Genomic DNA, 16,190 nt, shown 5'->3' on the forward strand with positions numbered 1-16,190 from the left:
CTATTTTGCTCCTGAAGTAGGTTGGTTTTCACGAATATATTGGCAGATAATATCGCCCATTTCGTTGGTCGATTTAGCGTTGTGGCGCTCTTCTGGACTTAACAAGTCGCCAGTAAAGTTACCTGCATTTAGTGTTGCTGCTACAGCATTTTCTATCGCCGTTGCTGCTTCAGCTTGATTTAAGCTGTGACGTAACATTAATGCCGCTGAAAGAATTTGTGCTATAGGATTTGCAATACCTTTACCAGCAATATCTGGCGCTGTTCCGCCGGCAGGTTCATACATGCCAAAACCTTGCTCGTTTAAACTTGCAGAGGGTAAAAGCCCCATAGAACCGGTGATCATGGCGCAGATGTCAGATAAAATATCGCCAAACAAGTTCGAACATAGCATCACGTCAAACTGCGCAGGGTCGCGCACTAATTGCATAGCCGCGTTATCAACATACATATGCTCAACAGCTACATTTGGATAGTCTTTAGCTACGTTATTAACCACTTCTCGCCATAATTGTGATGAGGCTAATACATTGGCTTTATCGATAGATATAACCTTATTACGGCGTTTTTCAGCTGCTTGAAAGGCAAGGTGCGCGATGCGGCTAATTTCTTTACGAGAGTAAATCATGGTATCAAAGGCTGCTTCATCTTCTTGCCCTTGATTTTTGCGACCTTTAGGCTCACCAAAGTAAATGCCACCGGTAAGTTCACGAATTACTAAAATGTCAAAACCTGCTTGTGAAATATCAGCACGTAATGGTGAAAGGTGAGACATAGCACTTTGTAACTGTGCTGGTCGCATATTACAAAATAGCCCAAAGTGACCACGTAAGCCTAATAAAGATGCTCTTTCTGGTTGTTCTGTTGGTGGCAAGTTACTCCATTTAGGACCGCCAACTGAGCCAAATAAAATAGCATCAGCTTGTTCACAACCTTTAACGGTACTTGCAGGTAACGCTTCACCGTGATTGTCGATAGCACAACCACCTACATCATAATGTGTGGTAGATAATTCAAAATCATATTGTTTGGCAACCGTCTGTAATACTTTTTCTGCTTGTGCCATAACTTCTGGCCCGATACCGTCACCGGCTAATATTGCAATCTTCGACATAGTATTGTTTTAAACCTATAAATTTTATTTAATAAATGAATCTGATTCACAGCTAACCTTAATCAAGCGAGCTGTAACTTGTTAATCACTCGCTTATCTATATTTGGTTTTTGCCATCAATAGCAGCTTCTTTGTTGAAATCGGTTTTCATTTCTGTTTTTAATTCAGCAATGGTAATCGCACGATGAATACCATTAAGCGCATTAACTAAAGCATGTCCTGATGCTTTAATTACATCAGTGTCTAAGCCATAGCCATGGAAGTTTCGACCTTGCCACGATACCACTATATCAGCCTTACCTAGGCCGTCTTCGCCTTCACCTTTGTTAGAAATTTTGTAATCACTTACTTCAAATTCAATATCAATGGCTTTTTTAATCGCACGATAAAGTGCATCGACAGGGCCATTACCCGTTGCTGAAACAATCTTACTTTCTTCACCTAATGCTAGTTTGATGCTTGAAGTAGAAAACTCACTACCACCACTTTGCACATTAACGGTTTGTAAGTGATAAAAGTCTTGTTGGTCTTGTTGTTTAATATTGAAAAGTAAGGCTTCTAAGTCGTCATCGAAGACTTGGCCTTTTTTATCTGCTAATGCTAAAAAGTCAGCATAAAGGGTTTCAATTTCGTAGTCTGACTCTTGGTAACCTAAACTTTCCATTCGGTGCTTAATAACGTGGCGACCGCTGCGTGAAGTTAAATTCAATTTTGTTTTACTAATACCGACACTTTCTGGTGTCATAATCTCGTATGTATTACTGGCTTTTAACATGCCATCTTGATGAATACCTGAAGAGTGGCTAAAAGCATTGCCGCCAACAATAGCTTTGTTCAATTGCACGGGCATATTACAAAGTTGACTGACTAATTTTGAGGTGCGGGCAATTTCTTGGTGATTGATACCCGTATGAACACCCAATAACTCTTGGCGAGTTTTCATGATCATGGCAACTTCTTCTAACGAACAATTGCCTGCACGCTCGCCAATGCCATTAATAGTACATTCGATTTGTCTTGCACCCGCTTGTACCGCTGACATTGAGTTAGCAACTGCCAAGCCTAAATCGTTATGACAATGCACCGAGATAACCGCTTGGTCGATATTAGGTACGCGATTAAATAAGGTTTCTATAATGCCGCCAAATTCGTTGGGTAAAGTGTAACCTACGGTATCTGGAATATTTACGGTCGTAGCACCGGCTATAATCGCCTGTTCAACCATACGGCATAAATTGTCGATAGGGGTTCTGCCTGCGTCTTCACACGAAAACTCAACGTCATCGGTAAAACGTCGAGCATATTTAATTGCCCGTACGGCCATGGCTTGCACATCGTCAAAACTCTTTTTTAACTTTTGTTGAACATGCACGTCAGAGGTAGATATAAACGTATGAATACGAAATTGGTCAGCAGGTTTTAACGCATCAGCACAAGCTTTAATGTCGCCTTCAACGGCTCGGGCAAGGGCACAAACTCGAGAGTTTTTCACGGTTCTTGCTATTTCTTGTACGGATTGAAAATCACCCGGTGAAGAAACTGGAAAACCCACTTCCATAATGTCGACACCTAAACGTTCAATAGCGTGGGCTATTTGTAATTTCTCGTGTACCGATAAACTCGCGTTTAGTGCCTGTTCGCCATCACGTAATGTGGTGTCAAAAATAATTACTTTATCGTTAGAAATGCCCATGTTTGTCCCTGATTTTAAAGTTTTTGCGCTAAATAACGAGCATAAAAAAACCCGCGTTGAATAGCGCGGGTTTAGTGTTTTATTATGTAATCTATTTATTTTTCAAGCAATAAAACCTAGCCGCGCGTTGATAATGCGAGGAGGAGGCTAATACGAATCATGTTAGTGAAATTTTTCATTTATGCTTTTACTTAGTATTTTGGTTAAATAAATAGTTAGTACGTTATTAATAGCGCATTTATCACTGTGCTGTCAATTGTGATTTTGTTATATATTATAAGTTATAAGGTTTTTATTTTGCATATAACCTTATTTTTAATCTCGATTTATCTGTAGCTGATTTTTAACATATAACTTGCTAATATCTATCACTCTCCTATTGCACTATTTTATGAGCCCAAAATGCAAGCAAAAAAGTTTGTTTTAAATATATCTCAAAACTATAGCTTCGCTATTTTAAGACCATTACAAGAAGCCATTCGCAATAGCAACAGAGATGTTTATTGGTTTGTACAGGGTAGTGCGGTTAATTTATCCTATTTTACTGCAGACGAAAAAATATTAAAGAGTGTTGATGACGTTATTAAATATGATCCTGATGCTGTTATTTTTCCTGCCAATATAGCACCAACATTTTTCCCAGGAATTAATGTTGCGGTTTTCCATGGTTTTGATGCAGGAAAAGTAGATAAAAAAGGACATAATGATCATTATAAAGTGCGTAATTGTTTTGATTTATATTGCACGCAGGGGCCAGATTCGACTGCTCAATTTCAACGTTTAGCTGAAAAGCATCAAACGTTTAAAGTCATTGAAACAGGTTGGTGCGCATTAGATCCTTTATTTACCAATAATAACGTCGATAAAACAGTAAAGTCGACAATATTAATGTGTTCAACATTTTCTAAGCAATTAACCTGTGCACCACACCTTTTTGAAACAATAAAATCTTTAAGTGAGACAGGTAAATGGAATTGGTTAATTCAATTTCATCCTAAAATGGATAGAAGCATAGTTGATAAATATAAATCAATTCAAAATGAACACTTAAGCTTTGTTGAAACTGATGATGTTATCCCCCTGCTGAAGCGAGCAGATATTATGGTTTGTGATACCTCTTCTGTACTTATCATGTTTTTATTACAAGGTAAGCCAGTTGTTACTTTCAATAATATATCACCAGGTGATTATTTAATTGATATTAATTCAGCTGATAAACTTGAAGAGTCAATTGAGTATGCCCTGCAAAAACCTCAATGTTTAATGGATAATATTCAGAAGCATATTGATTGTACGCATCCATACATGGATGGAAGGTCATCTTATCGCCTGCTAGATGCGATTGATAAGACTATTGAAGAGAAATCAAGTCTTAAACCTAAGCCCTTTGATCTATTTAGACAATTTAAAATGCGTAAAAAATTGAAATACTGGAAGCTTTAATCTCATGCGTTAAAAATAATGTTATTAAGCGATTATAACTCTCCTGATAAGTGCGTTTTCCTTAAGTACCATAAGTGTATTCTGTATTTTATATTACGAATGAAATTGGTGCTTTTAGTACCATGAAACCCACCATTCAATAGTGTTATATCACTAGCGAAGTTCTTGTTTTCACTAATCGGATAAGGGCGTAAACCAAATACAGACAAGTCTAGCTCTTGACAAAACTGCATATCAATATCAACAGGGCGATAGAACTTATCTCTTGCAAGCAGCTTTTTAGCACCAGCTAGATTAAGCGTATAACCTGTTGCACAGTTAGGGATTTTTGTAAAATTGATTAATTCAAACTGTTGATCTAATGAACTAATTTGTTTGGGTTCATGGTTTCTATTATCAGCTAATTTAATCAGATCGTATTTGCTTAATGTCTCGGAAAGTGAGAAGAGTTGGATAAAGTTACTTTCAATATTCATGTCATCTTCTAGTATAACCGCAAAGGCTATATTTTCAGCGACCATTTTACGCCAAACATTTCTGTGGCTAATGTAACAGCCAATTTCACCCATGCTTAAATCTGCTCTAAAATACTTCTTATTCAGTATTTTAGAATATTCTTGGTTAATTTCAGTAGTTGTTAAATTGTTACCTTTAACGGCAGGAATTCTTTCAAAGGCGACATTTATCTCTGAAAGTTGTTTGTCCATATTTAATAATCGTTCAGTTGCACAGTCTAAATTAATGACATATACGGGACAGTTATTGATTATGGACATCTTAATTACCTTTTATTGCTCATGATTTTTAAGTCATGAACTCGCAGTTTAGAAAAAATTTATTTAAGTAATTATATTTTTACCTGTGTTAAAGATTATATTCAACTTTTAAAAATAAGTTTGCTTGTTTTTTATCTTTAATGTCATTTTCAAATGTAGATCGACTGAGGTCTAAACCCAAGGTGTATCGCCAGTTTTTATAACTATGTTGAACCTTAGTCGATACCATGATCAAGTCTTCAGCCACTTCTGTAAGCGGATTACCAATAATATTATTCCCTGGTGCTTTATCATTGTTATCTGTATTCAGTTGTAAGTGACGAATTTTGCTCGTTACATTTGTATTTTGATCAATGGTAGAAATAAAACCTAAAACCACGCTCGTTGCATCATTATCGTATAAGTTACCTAAGGTTCTTTGCTGGTAACGCATGCCTGTTTGATAAATATGATGCTCATAGTAGCAATTACCAATACTGCTATTATTCGTATCTGTGCAATCAGCGTAGGTGTCGGTATATTCTAAGTAAACCTTTGTATGAGCTGAAAAAATCTTTAAGTCAGTATCAATACCTACTTGCACTTTGGGTTCTGTTAAAAAGCTTAATGAAGAGCCACTGTTATCACCGTCTTCTGCAAAATATTGGCCATACAAACCCACAGGGGTATTTAGTACGTTGAATGAGTAACGTAAATCGTACCCTGCTTGTTGATTACCCGGTTCGTTTTCTTTATTTACGCCGCAATCAAGTCCTGAAGCGCCACAATTGTCTTTGCCTAATAATACATCGAAAAAAGTGCTTAAGCTTTTTGAACGGCCTTTACCGCCAAACTGTGCTAAACGAGTAATGCCAACCTCTAAACCGTCGAACGGCTGAAAATTTAACCTGAAGCCCCACAACAGCGTGTCATCAATAACGCGTTTATCGTCCATAACGCCCATAAATGAAGTTACGGTCCAAGGGATTTCAATTTCAGTGAATGGAATTTCTAAAGGTATTGCTGACCTGCGGGATATTGAAAGCGCTGGAATAGGCCTAGCGTTATTAGTTAAGCTTAAGTTGCTATCCCAGCCTGGGCCCCACCATCTATCTTGCTTACCAAGTGAGACCACCCAATTACCAATAAAGCCTGCAACATAACTACCATCAAATCGTGTTTTGTCATTATCTTCTGGAGAAAACGTATAATTGGTAGAAAGACCAAAAGCAAACGAGTCTGTCATATGACTTGTTTGGATTTTTATATTGTTTTTGTCTCTAAAGTCCTCGCCAAAACTTGTAAAACGTTTGTCTTTATTGGCAATGTTAAGCTCTAATTTTTTGCTGTTATTTTTTGCCATTCGAAATTGATGATTTACATAATCAAAGGCTTGTTTTTCCGAGCTATTTAAAGAAGAGTAATCAACATGCTTTAAGTCACGCCCAATATCGAGCCACATTAATGGAAATGTAGTAACGGGTGTTTTTATGTGGCCTGCATCAGCAAGTTGTTGAATACTTGATCTAAGATAAATATTTGATGTATCAATCCAAGGTTCTGCAGACGTGAAAAAGCAAAACAAAAATAGCGTGTAAGATAATTTATGTAATTTCAAAATAAGATTTTCAGTTCTTTAAGTGATATTTAGCCTAACTTTTAAATTCTAATTTAAAAGTTAGCCCCAGTTTTCCATACTAGATTTACGTTTTGAAAATAAACGCGGTAAGATCAAACCAAATAGTAAACCAATACCTAAGACGATTGCGCCATTAAAAAACCATTGTTTTTTAATACTAGTGTCTTGATTTTTCAATTGTGATTTTGTTTGTGTTAAGTCCATGTTGAGTGCAGAAATGCTGTTTTGTAGATCACTGCGTTCAGACTTTAATGTGTCAATTTCTAAAATGGCATCATTAAGTTGCTGAGTCATGTCACTTTTGCCTGATTGAAAACTAGCGAGTTTTTCATTTAAGTCAGCGATAACATAACGCATGCCTGGTTTGGTTGAAACATGCTTGCTTTCGATCCAACCTATTCGGTCTTTATCAGTAATGATTTCGCTGTAATCATTATTTGAATTGCCAGTTAACTCTACTTTTTCACCAGAATTAACAGTACCTTGTATGCGATAATTTTTGCCAGCACCGGTATGCATATAAACAATTAAATCTTCAGAGATATAGCCAGCCGTGGACGATGAGTCGGCCTCTTCGGCGAAAGAAAATAAAGGGGTTAAAAATAGTAGAGTAACGAATGTTTTTTTTATGTTCATCATGAAATAACCAATAGCGCCATTTTAAACAGAGAATGGCAAAGATAGTAGGACTTTGCAGGAGTGATAGCAAGTGATAGCGCCTAGATTTCTAAGATTTTTGCTATAAAATAACAATCATGTAAGATTGAGACTATTATTTGCTGTAAATGTGCAAAAATTTTGTAACTGCAGTTAATAAGCTTGATTTATAACTACTATTGGAAAAGTATGACAACCGAAATAGAGCTTAAATATTTAGTTTTAGGCGATAACACCGAAGAAAAAATCAACCAAGCCTTAAATCGTGAAAACATTCAATTTAGCTATCAGGAAAAGCAATTAGCTAATTGTTATTTTGATACGCCAGATCTTAATTTACGTCATCACGATATGGGTTTAAGAGTTCGCCGCAACAATGACCATATCGAGCAAACGATTAAAACTGCTGGGCAAGTTGTTGGTGGTTTACATAGTCGACCTGAATACAATGTTGATATCGTAAGTGAATTTCCAATACTATCGCTTTTTCCCAATGAAATTTGGCATCAAAGCCAATCGGTTAGCACTATTCAGCGAGACTTGGTAGCCTTGTTCGACACCAACTTTAAACGTTGTACTTGGTTAATTAGCGATTCAGTAGGTAACGTAGTTGAGCTCGCTTTTGATCAAGGGGAAATTACTAGTTCAGAAAATAAAAAGGTTATTCATGAGCTTGAGTTTGAACTGGTTGAAGGAGACAAGTCCGCACTTTTTAATCTAGCCAGACTATTATTTGATGTACTTGCACTACGACCAGGCATAAAGAGTAAGGCTGCACGTGGTTATTCGCTTTGGAAAAAACAGCCAGAGAGTACCCAAACTCAACAATCAAATTATATTTGTGAAAATCGTCGCGACTCTATTGCTGCTGCTTTTACTAATGGACTAAGTCTTAGCCTTACTGGCTTACAAAAAGGTATTGAACGTTATTTACTTGCCCCTAGTTTACAGGCATTAATACAGATCAAAGCTGATTTGGCAACATTGCGTCATGGTTTTTGGTTATTCGAAGAGTACTTATCAGCACAAGAGTTGCTTGTTAGAGACGAATTAAGCCACTTTATCCATTTATTAGCATGGGTTGATAACGCTATACATTTGCAAGAGCTAACAAATAAAACAGGAAATTATCGAAAAAAGTTAGAATTTAGTCAGCAACTTATCGAACAGTTAAGAATTGAAAAACGCCTCTTCCCAAGCAATGAAGATATTTCTCAGCTTTTACATAGTAGCCGATTTAATCAGTTACAACTTTCGATTCTTGAGCTTTTTTTAACGCGCAGTCAGCAACACAATACAACAAATGAAGTTTCAGATGATGCGTTACTTAAGTTTGCTCAAGATAAAATAGAGTTCAGTTTAAGTGAACTAAGTGTGCAGATGAAAAACACCTCGAGTTTACAGAGTCAGCAGTACCTAGAATTAAGTAAACCGCTTTATCGAAGTTCATTAACCGGTACTTGGCTTGCTGGCTTATTTGAAAACGAATTACGTGATAAGTTTCGCCACCCTTGGCTAGATTTACAGCAAGGTATTACAGAGTTACATTCTTTATGGATTATTCAGCTGCAATTAGAAAAACTAGATAATCCACCTAAAAAAATGGTTCAGTGGCAAAATAGCAAGGTTGACAGTTTACTTATCGCATTAAATCATACGAAAGCTATTGCAGTTACTATGCCTCCTTATTGGTATGAATAAATAAGCACTCTGTTCTTAACGTGCTGTGAGTTAATAGCATCTGGGTAATGAGCCATTAACTCACATAAGCTAACCTGAAAAGTGATTGTTGTAATCTTATGTCAAATATATTGATAAATACCTTTGCGCGTAAACTGTTTATGTTTGTTTTTACACTTAATTCAATCTCATTTTTAAGTTATGCAAAAACTTATAGTTTACCTCAGGCAGGCTCCAGGCTAATTGGAGAAAAGCAATATCATGTGGTTGTCAAAGGTGACTACTTTCAACTTATTGCCGAAAAGTATGATGTTGGTTTTCTCGCCTTAATGGCCGCTAACCCCGGTATTGACCCATTTTTACCTACAGTGGGACATCAGTTAGTTATACCAAGCCAAATGTTGTTACCTTTTGGTAAACGTGAAGGCATTGTAATTAACCTGCCTGAATTACGCTTGTATTATTTCCCTGAAAATAGCGACAAGGTACATGTTTTCCCTGTAGGTATTGGTAGGGAAGGCTTAGCAACACCAAAAACAACTAGTTATATAAGCGAAAAGCGAAAAAATCCCATTTGGCGGCCGACTAACGAAATGAAAGCACGATATTTTGCAGAGCATGGTAAGCAACTCGCTAATGAAGTGCCTGCGGGGCCGAATAATCCGTTTGGTAAATATGCCATGCGATTAGGCACTAGTGTTTACTTGTTACACGGTTCTAATCAGCGTTTTGGAATAGGAATGCGTGCCAGTTCAGGCTGTATTCGTTTATATGACGATGATATTGAGTGGTTATTTCAACATGTTGCCATTAATACTCCTGTAAAAATTATTGAGCAAACAATAAAGTTATCTTATGAACCAGGAAAAAAGTTGCTAGAAGTACATAGTCCTTTAACGAGAGAAGATGGTGAAGAAAGAGTAGCTGAAATCACCGATAATATTAGTCATTTTGTAGGCGATTTAGCTGAAAATAAAAAAATGTTAATTGAACAAGTCGCTAACCCGCAAGGATTGGTAACTGAATTATATACACGCTAAATATCGCTGCAAAAACAATAAAACACCAAACAAAGTTTAGTGTTTTATTTATGCTCATATACAATATTTAGTAACTATAAATAGTCGCTTAAATTATTTTTTGTAACTCGCCACTACATTATCAATGCGTTCATTGGTATCTTTCACCGCTTGATTAGTTTTTTCTTGCGCCATACCTAATGCGTTTACTTCGCCAGATACTGCTTTTGTTTTAGCAGATAAGCTATTAACTTTATTAGTTAAATTATCAATTTTTTGATTTAATTGCGAAATATTTGCTTCTAAGGCAGTGTTGTTTGCACAACCGCTAATAATGGCAACAATGGCTACGAGTGTTAATTTTTTTAATATCATAAAGAGATCCCTGTATTTCTATTAAATTAATATGCTAAGAGTGGTCAGGTTTCAGTATGGCACAAAAATAGTACGGTTTAAAATAGCAACTAGCTTGCAAGAGTTTGTAACTCGACACTTTAGTCGGAGCAAGCACTAACATTGAACAACAATTATTAGTAGAAACGTTGTATTAGGTATTAGCACTCTTGTTGGGTATTATTGTATTTGGGGGCAAGGTAGATTATTTATCGAGGGATTTTGTCAGTGCCTCTAACTTTTCTTCTAAGGCTAAAAGCTTTTTCGCCATTTCTGTATTTTGAGCAATAATTTGTGAGTTCTGCATTCTAAGCTCGCGATTTTTAATGTTGGTATCGGCAAAGCCAAATATTTTATTAACAAATACTGCTCCTATTCCACCTAATATGCCTACGCCTAAAATAAACATAACAAAAACGCACGTTCGACCGATCAGAGTAATAGGATAAACATCACCGAAGCCAATGGTAGTTGCAGACATGACCATTAGCCAAATAGCATCGCTGTAAGTTTGAATTGGCGAAGCTTCAAGACCTACTTCTGCTTGATAAGTAAAGTAGCCTAGTGAAATGTTTAATGTTAAGAATAAGAGTAAAGATATAGTGCCAATAAAACCGTAGTTATAATTTTTCACTCCAAAGTCATCTATGCTGTATAAATGAGTTTTTTCCATGGCTTTTTGTACGACTATCATTGCAATCTCTACGTTATTTTATTTAATAGAATTGACCGTTAAGTTGAGTAGCACTTTACTCATCCGGTGTATGATCAACATAATTAATTAAATCATCCATCAATTTTTTTTTAATTTCAAGTTGTTGTTCAGCAGACAGACCATATTTTTCAGCAAGTAGTACATAATCTTCACCCGATAAACTAACCGTTAACCTTGGGCGTTTAGGACGTTTATTGGTTGGCAAACCTAGAATATCTCTGATTTGTTCAGAAGGGCTAATACCTGCCTTTAGCGCTTTTTGTCGAATGGCGAGTTGAATCTTTTCGTCCATATCAAAAGCAACTTGTACCGCTTTAACTGCTTTAACTGATGACTGCCATTTCTCTGGGATTTTTCGTGACATAATTAGCTCCCTGGATACATGTCCACAATATCTGTGGTAGGTCTAAAAAGGGTCAAAAATACTTCAGTGTCGCCATCTTGCCAAACTTCAATGTCTACACCTTTGTCTTGATCTTCGTTAAACAATGCATAAAGTTCAAACTGCTCGCCACTGTCTTTGCCTTCATAAGCAGAAAGAGCATCTGTTCTATAATCTTTGCGATGGAAGTACCCAACTTCAGCGTAGCTACTTTGTTGATATGCTTCGCTACTCCAGCCTGATGTGGTGTCATTGTCAGCAAGGCGGGTTAATTGTGCCTCACCGGGTTCATCGAAGACTTCAGCGAATTGCTCTAGATCAAACAAGGTTTCTACATCTTGATGTAATATTTTCAGAGAGAATTTTAAGTAAGTTTTATCGTCTATATCTAACGTTAAGTATAATTCTAGTTCATTATTGCCTTTAAGTACCCACTCTGCTTGAGTTTTATGCTCAAATTCGTAGCTATTTACGGCGCTAACTTGAAACTCTTGTGCTCGTAATGCGCTGGGTAAACCAAAGCTGTCTGACATAACAATAATATCACCTAAGGTAAGATCTTTTACATTATTGAGTTTGCGCTCTGGTGTTGGTTTTTTGAATATATTTTTGAAAAAACTCACTTTGTGCTCCGAATTTTTGGCAGATAGTTGAGCTAAATAAAGCTAAAAAACCGCTTTGCATCATAGATACAAAGCGGTAAATCAAATTGTTGATTTATTTTTGCTTGGCTTTTAAGCGCTCTAGTACTGAATTAGCGCTGTTATCACTAGCACCAATACCTGCTTCTTTTAGCTTAGCTTCTAACGATGTATCTGAGTTTTCAGACTCTAATACTTCGGCAGCTTTCATGCGATCATCAAACTTCTGTTGTTTAGCTTTAATGCGTTCTAACGAGTCTTTAGCATTTAATAACTTTGAGTTACTTGATGAGAAGTTATCCGTAATGGCTGAAGTTGCTTTTTGTACGCTTTCTGTGGTTTTAACCATAGATAATTGGCGCTTATACTCAGCCACTTGGCGTTCGCTCTTTTTAACTAGCTCTTTTAAACGCTCAGCATTACCTTGAAAACTATCAAGTGCTTGTTGCTGTGTTGTAAGCTCATTCTCTAGCGTAGAAATTTTTTCAGCTACTGCTAATGCAAGTGCTTCATCACCTTTTTCTAAGGCTTGAACAGCATAACCTTCATGTTCAGTAATTTCGCGCTTAATGCGTTCAACGTCACGGCTAGATGACATTTGTTGTGCCATAACACCGGTTAAATCACGTTTAGCTTTAGTTAAGTGATTTTCTGCATCACGAATTTCTTGTTCAAAAATGCGAGTGGCATTTGAGTCAATAATTGATTCGCCAACTTCAGTTGCACCGCCGCGAATAGCGGTCATAATTTTTTTAAATATACTCATAATAATACTCCTAAGGTGGCTGCTTAAATTAAGTAATCACTCATGTCGTCAATAATTTCTAGTGCATTGTTACTCAATACCGCTAGTTCGTGTTCTATGTCATTAAAAGTTGAGCTAATCGCTAGGGCGCCAAAAATGACATATTTATCACCGATTTTCGAAAATGAAGACAGCGGCATTGGAATGTTCATCTCTAGCATGCTTACGTGCATCTCATTGATTTTATCGGCTTTAACTTCTTCTTCACCCCAGAGGTAAGTAATGCAAAGAATTTGGTCATCTGTTACTGATACAAATATAGGCAGCTCTTCGCGACCAAATACAGATATTTGCAGTACATCTACTTCACCTGAAATAGGTTGGCAGTCAAAGGTCATACCTGTGTCCGAATCATCGGCCAAAGCATTTAAATAGTCAGCTATCTTATGAATATTCATGTTCTTCCTCATGTTCTAATAAGTAGCGTAAAACCAATTAACTTGATTTTACTGACGACATATTATGTCGTGTTGGGAGTAATTTAGCATTATGACATATTATGTCAAGTGCTAATTGATTTTATTTTGTAAGCTATAGTAATCATATTTATTGTAAATGGGCATTATTTAGCCCTTGTTGATCTTGCCATGCTTTTTGATGCAGTTGATAAATGGCATGACTACCGAGATAATTAACGGGTACTGAGTCGCTGTCCTCATAAAAGCCTTTGGAGAACTCAAAGGCATTAATAGTCATAGGTAAGGTTAGCCAATGATGAGGTGTAGGGAATTCTTCCATACTTTTTAATCTTGTAAGCGGCGAAGCACCAATTTTACTAGCGATAGTCCAACCCCATTCACCAAAACTTGGCACGTTGTCATGATATTGTTGCACGCTTGAGTAGCCAGCAGCTTGTACCGTTTTTCCTATCGCAATAAAGGCATTCTTAGCGTGATAAGGGCTAGCAGATTGAATGCCAATTAAGCCATCGCCCGCAAGCAACTGTTTTAAGCGGGCATAAAAATTAACTGAATAAAGCTTATTAAGATCCGGATGACTAGGGTCGGGCAAGTCAACGATAATAGCGTCAAAGGTTTGCTGGCTTTGCAGTAATGTGTCAATAGCAATAAAGGCATCAGCAGAAATAATGTTAACTCTTTCATCACGTAAACTGGCTGCGTTTAACGTTTCAATTTCATTAGCTAGAGAGTGAGGTAATTTTTCATGCGGTTTTTTAAATAACTGCATCAACTCAGTATCTAGGTCAACTAAAGTGACGTGTTTAGGTTGCCATTGCAGCACATCTCGTAAGGCGAGTCCGTCACCGCCACCTATGATAAGAATATTGTCATGGCGTGCAGAACCCGCTAGAACTGGGTTTACGAGATAACTGTGATATATAAACTCGTCGGAAGAAGAAAACTGCAAGCGGCCATTCAAATAAAAGTTAATAATATTTCCGCTTTCAGGCCCCATATTTCGTTTAGTAAAGGTAAGTTGTTGGAAGCGCGTTTTATCACTATAAACAACTTTGTCGAGGTAAAGTAAGTTACTCATTTGGCTCAACCACCCATTACCATAATGATATATAGCCATGATCATTACTAATAAAACTCCATGGGCTGTAATTAAGGTTTTTCGCCAAGTAAGCCTTTGCCAATAGTAAAGTATGAAAATAACGCCGGCCGTTAAGTTTAAAGCGGCGGTTAATGCACTGGCTTTGCTAATGTCGATTGATAACAGAAAAACAACCCAAATAGCTGCGCCAATACCTGCGCCGATATAATCTGCTCCGTAGATGGTGCCAAGATTATTTTTTAGGTGTTTTTGGTGTATTTCTTCGCGAATTCGAGCAATTAAGGGGATTTCCATACCAATAAAAAACCCTAAGATTAAGCCGAAAAAATAAGGGCTATTAAATGCAAGAAAACTAAGTTGTTTAAAAATACCACCTCGCGGGTAGGCGTCTGGTGGCAGGTTGAACATACTGCCTAGTATTTCAGGGAAGGTTTGGGTAATAGCGATCAGCCCACCAATGATCAATATTGAGCTACTGCCTAAAAATGCAATGGTGAGTTCGAGCCATACAAAACCATTAAAAGCACATTGAATTTTACGCGCGGCAAATGCTCCTAAGCCCATGGCAACGATCATTAAGCCAATCATGGCATATATGGTGCTTTCCATTATGCCTAAAACACGACCTGCATAATGCGATAATAGATATTCGTATATCAATCCACAACCAGCTAAAACAGCCATAGTTAAAATCAGCAGTGTATCGTCCCATAGCCGGTTTCTTTCGATTATCATGGATGTTCCTAGCAGTTAATGTGCGGTACTTATTGGTTAGAAGGCAATCAAGCGCATAATTGCGCTTGATTTAATGTAGAGGTTTTAGCGGTGATTAAGACATTAACGCCGTTAGTAGTAGTGCAATTGAAATGCTGATTGCCATTTCAACACAAGCAACACCGATATTGTGCTGATGATCTACTTCTTCTACTAAATTGATACCCATGAGCACTAGACGCTTAGCAATAGATGTGAGTAGGGCAACTAATAATGTCATGGTTATACCAAACACTAACCAACCAACTAAGTTAACCATTAAGGTTTCTGGACTATAAGTTAAAAAATGACTAGCTGCTGTAACAGCTAAGGCAGTACTTATAGCCTGGCCTGCATAACGAATGGCAAGTGCAACATGACCTTGTGCAAAGGCATTTTGCATGCTGCTATTCTGATTGTTTTTCGAGTATTGGCGCTCTTTCAGTCGGGTAACTAACACTAGCATGGCTTGTGAAACAACAAAGCCAGCGGTAATAGCGGCAAAGGTGCTTATATCTAGGCCATAAACCCAAAGCAATACGGCACGAATGACAATTGCTGTAGCAATAGCACCAGAGGCATCAACAATGCCAACGGCAATATTGCGTGATTTAATTTGTGCATTCTTGTCAATTTGGTTTAAAGCAAAGCGGTCATGAAAAATGCGACCAACTTTAATTAAGATTAAACCAAAAATGCCATAACTTGCCATGCCGATAATTTCCATTAAATAACTATCTGCATTTTCTCCGGTTATAGCACCCGTTAATACAATACCTAGGGCAGCCACACTGCCGGCAACACTTATACCAAAGGCAAAATTATCTTCTTTAGAAAGTTCGTCTGTTGAGTTAACCTTTGCTGATAAACCACTGATAAAGCGCATAGCGCCCAGTAATATAATAGCGATGGTGATATCAATGGCTAAGAAAATTAATAGCTCTAGATTGAGGCCGGTTATTTCAATAAATGTATTCATATTTA

At 37.1% G+C, this 16,190-nt stretch carries 16 protein-coding genes; 3 read left to right on the top strand and 13 right to left on the bottom strand.

The window, feature by feature from the left end:
* Positions 1–1,113, bottom strand: a complete 1,113-nt coding sequence (leuB, locus tag B6A32_RS11290) for a 3-isopropylmalate dehydrogenase (RefSeq protein WP_085304051.1) — start codon at positions 1,111–1,113, stop codon at positions 1–3.
* Positions 1,114–1,210: 97 nt separating this feature from the next.
* Complete coding sequence (leuA, locus tag B6A32_RS11295) at positions 1,211–2,806, bottom strand: 2-isopropylmalate synthase (RefSeq protein WP_085304053.1); 1,596 nt, start codon at positions 2,804–2,806, stop codon at positions 1,211–1,213.
* Between the two features lie 402 nt (positions 2,807–3,208).
* Between leuA and B6A32_RS11300 the strand changes: the two genes are divergently transcribed.
* Entirely contained in the window at positions 3,209–4,249 is a 1,041-nt protein-coding gene (locus tag B6A32_RS11300; RefSeq protein WP_085304055.1) for a CDP-glycerol glycerophosphotransferase family protein, read from the top strand.
* 32 nt (positions 4,250–4,281) lie between these two features.
* Here B6A32_RS11300 and B6A32_RS11305 read toward each other — a convergent pair whose 3' ends face one another.
* From B6A32_RS11305 to B6A32_RS11315, 3 genes are all read right to left on the bottom strand, one after another.
* Complete coding sequence (locus tag B6A32_RS11305; RefSeq protein WP_085304057.1) at positions 4,282–5,025, bottom strand: glycosyltransferase family 25 protein; 744 nt, start codon at positions 5,023–5,025, stop codon at positions 4,282–4,284.
* An 88-nt stretch (positions 5,026–5,113) separates the two neighbouring features.
* Positions 5,114–6,622, bottom strand: a complete 1,509-nt coding sequence (locus B6A32_RS11310) for a capsule assembly Wzi family protein (protein ID WP_158088480.1) — start codon at positions 6,620–6,622, stop codon at positions 5,114–5,116.
* 60 nt (positions 6,623–6,682) lie between these two features.
* Positions 6,683–7,282 (bottom strand): TIGR04211 family SH3 domain-containing protein, encoded by a 600-nt coding sequence (locus tag B6A32_RS11315; RefSeq protein WP_085304061.1) that lies wholly within the window; start codon positions 7,280–7,282, stop codon positions 6,683–6,685.
* A gap of 207 nt (positions 7,283–7,489) precedes the next feature.
* Here B6A32_RS11315 and B6A32_RS11320 point away from each other — a divergent pair, with 207 nt between their 5' ends.
* Positions 7,490–9,001, top strand: a complete 1,512-nt coding sequence (locus tag B6A32_RS11320; RefSeq protein ID WP_085304063.1) for a CYTH domain-containing protein — start codon at positions 7,490–7,492, stop codon at positions 8,999–9,001.
* 98 nt (positions 9,002–9,099) lie between these two features.
* Entirely contained in the window at positions 9,100–10,020 is a 921-nt protein-coding gene (locus B6A32_RS11325) for a L,D-transpeptidase family protein (RefSeq protein WP_233131395.1), read from the top strand.
* A 93-nt stretch (positions 10,021–10,113) separates the two neighbouring features.
* Here B6A32_RS11325 and B6A32_RS11330 read toward each other — a convergent pair whose 3' ends face one another.
* From B6A32_RS11330 to B6A32_RS11365, 8 genes are all read right to left on the bottom strand, one after another.
* Entirely contained in the window at positions 10,114–10,374 is a 261-nt protein-coding gene (locus B6A32_RS11330) for an LPP leucine zipper domain-containing protein (protein WP_085304065.1), read from the bottom strand.
* Between the two features lie 223 nt (positions 10,375–10,597).
* Positions 10,598–11,086 carry a potassium channel family protein gene (locus tag B6A32_RS11335; RefSeq protein ID WP_233131396.1) on the bottom strand — a complete coding sequence of 163 codons (489 nt, stop codon included), beginning with the start codon at positions 11,084–11,086 and terminating at the stop codon, positions 10,598–10,600.
* Between the two features lie 55 nt (positions 11,087–11,141).
* Complete coding sequence (locus B6A32_RS11340) at positions 11,142–11,471, bottom strand: hypothetical protein (protein WP_085304067.1); 330 nt, start codon at positions 11,469–11,471, stop codon at positions 11,142–11,144.
* A gap of 2 nt (positions 11,472–11,473) precedes the next feature.
* Entirely contained in the window at positions 11,474–12,112 is a 639-nt protein-coding gene (locus B6A32_RS11345) for a hypothetical protein (protein ID WP_085304069.1), read from the bottom strand.
* 94 nt (positions 12,113–12,206) lie between these two features.
* Entirely contained in the window at positions 12,207–12,896 is a 690-nt protein-coding gene (locus B6A32_RS11350) for a PspA/IM30 family protein (protein ID WP_085304071.1), read from the bottom strand.
* 23 nt (positions 12,897–12,919) lie between these two features.
* Positions 12,920–13,333: a YjfI family protein gene (locus B6A32_RS11355; protein WP_085304073.1), complete on the bottom strand. Its 414-nt coding sequence runs from the start codon at positions 13,331–13,333 to the stop codon at positions 12,920–12,922.
* A gap of 148 nt (positions 13,334–13,481) precedes the next feature.
* On the bottom strand, positions 13,482–15,188 hold the full coding sequence (locus B6A32_RS11360) for a polyamine aminopropyltransferase (RefSeq protein WP_085304075.1): 1,707 nt from the start codon (positions 15,186–15,188) through the stop codon (positions 13,482–13,484).
* Positions 15,189–15,282: 94 nt separating this feature from the next.
* Positions 15,283–16,185, bottom strand: a complete 903-nt coding sequence (locus tag B6A32_RS11365) for a DUF350 domain-containing protein (protein WP_085304077.1) — start codon at positions 16,183–16,185, stop codon at positions 15,283–15,285.
* Positions 16,186–16,190 lie beyond the last annotated feature (5 nt).

Source organism: Colwellia polaris, from assembly GCF_002104515.1.
Classification (GTDB): domain Bacteria; phylum Pseudomonadota; class Gammaproteobacteria; order Enterobacterales; family Alteromonadaceae; genus Cognaticolwellia; species Cognaticolwellia polaris.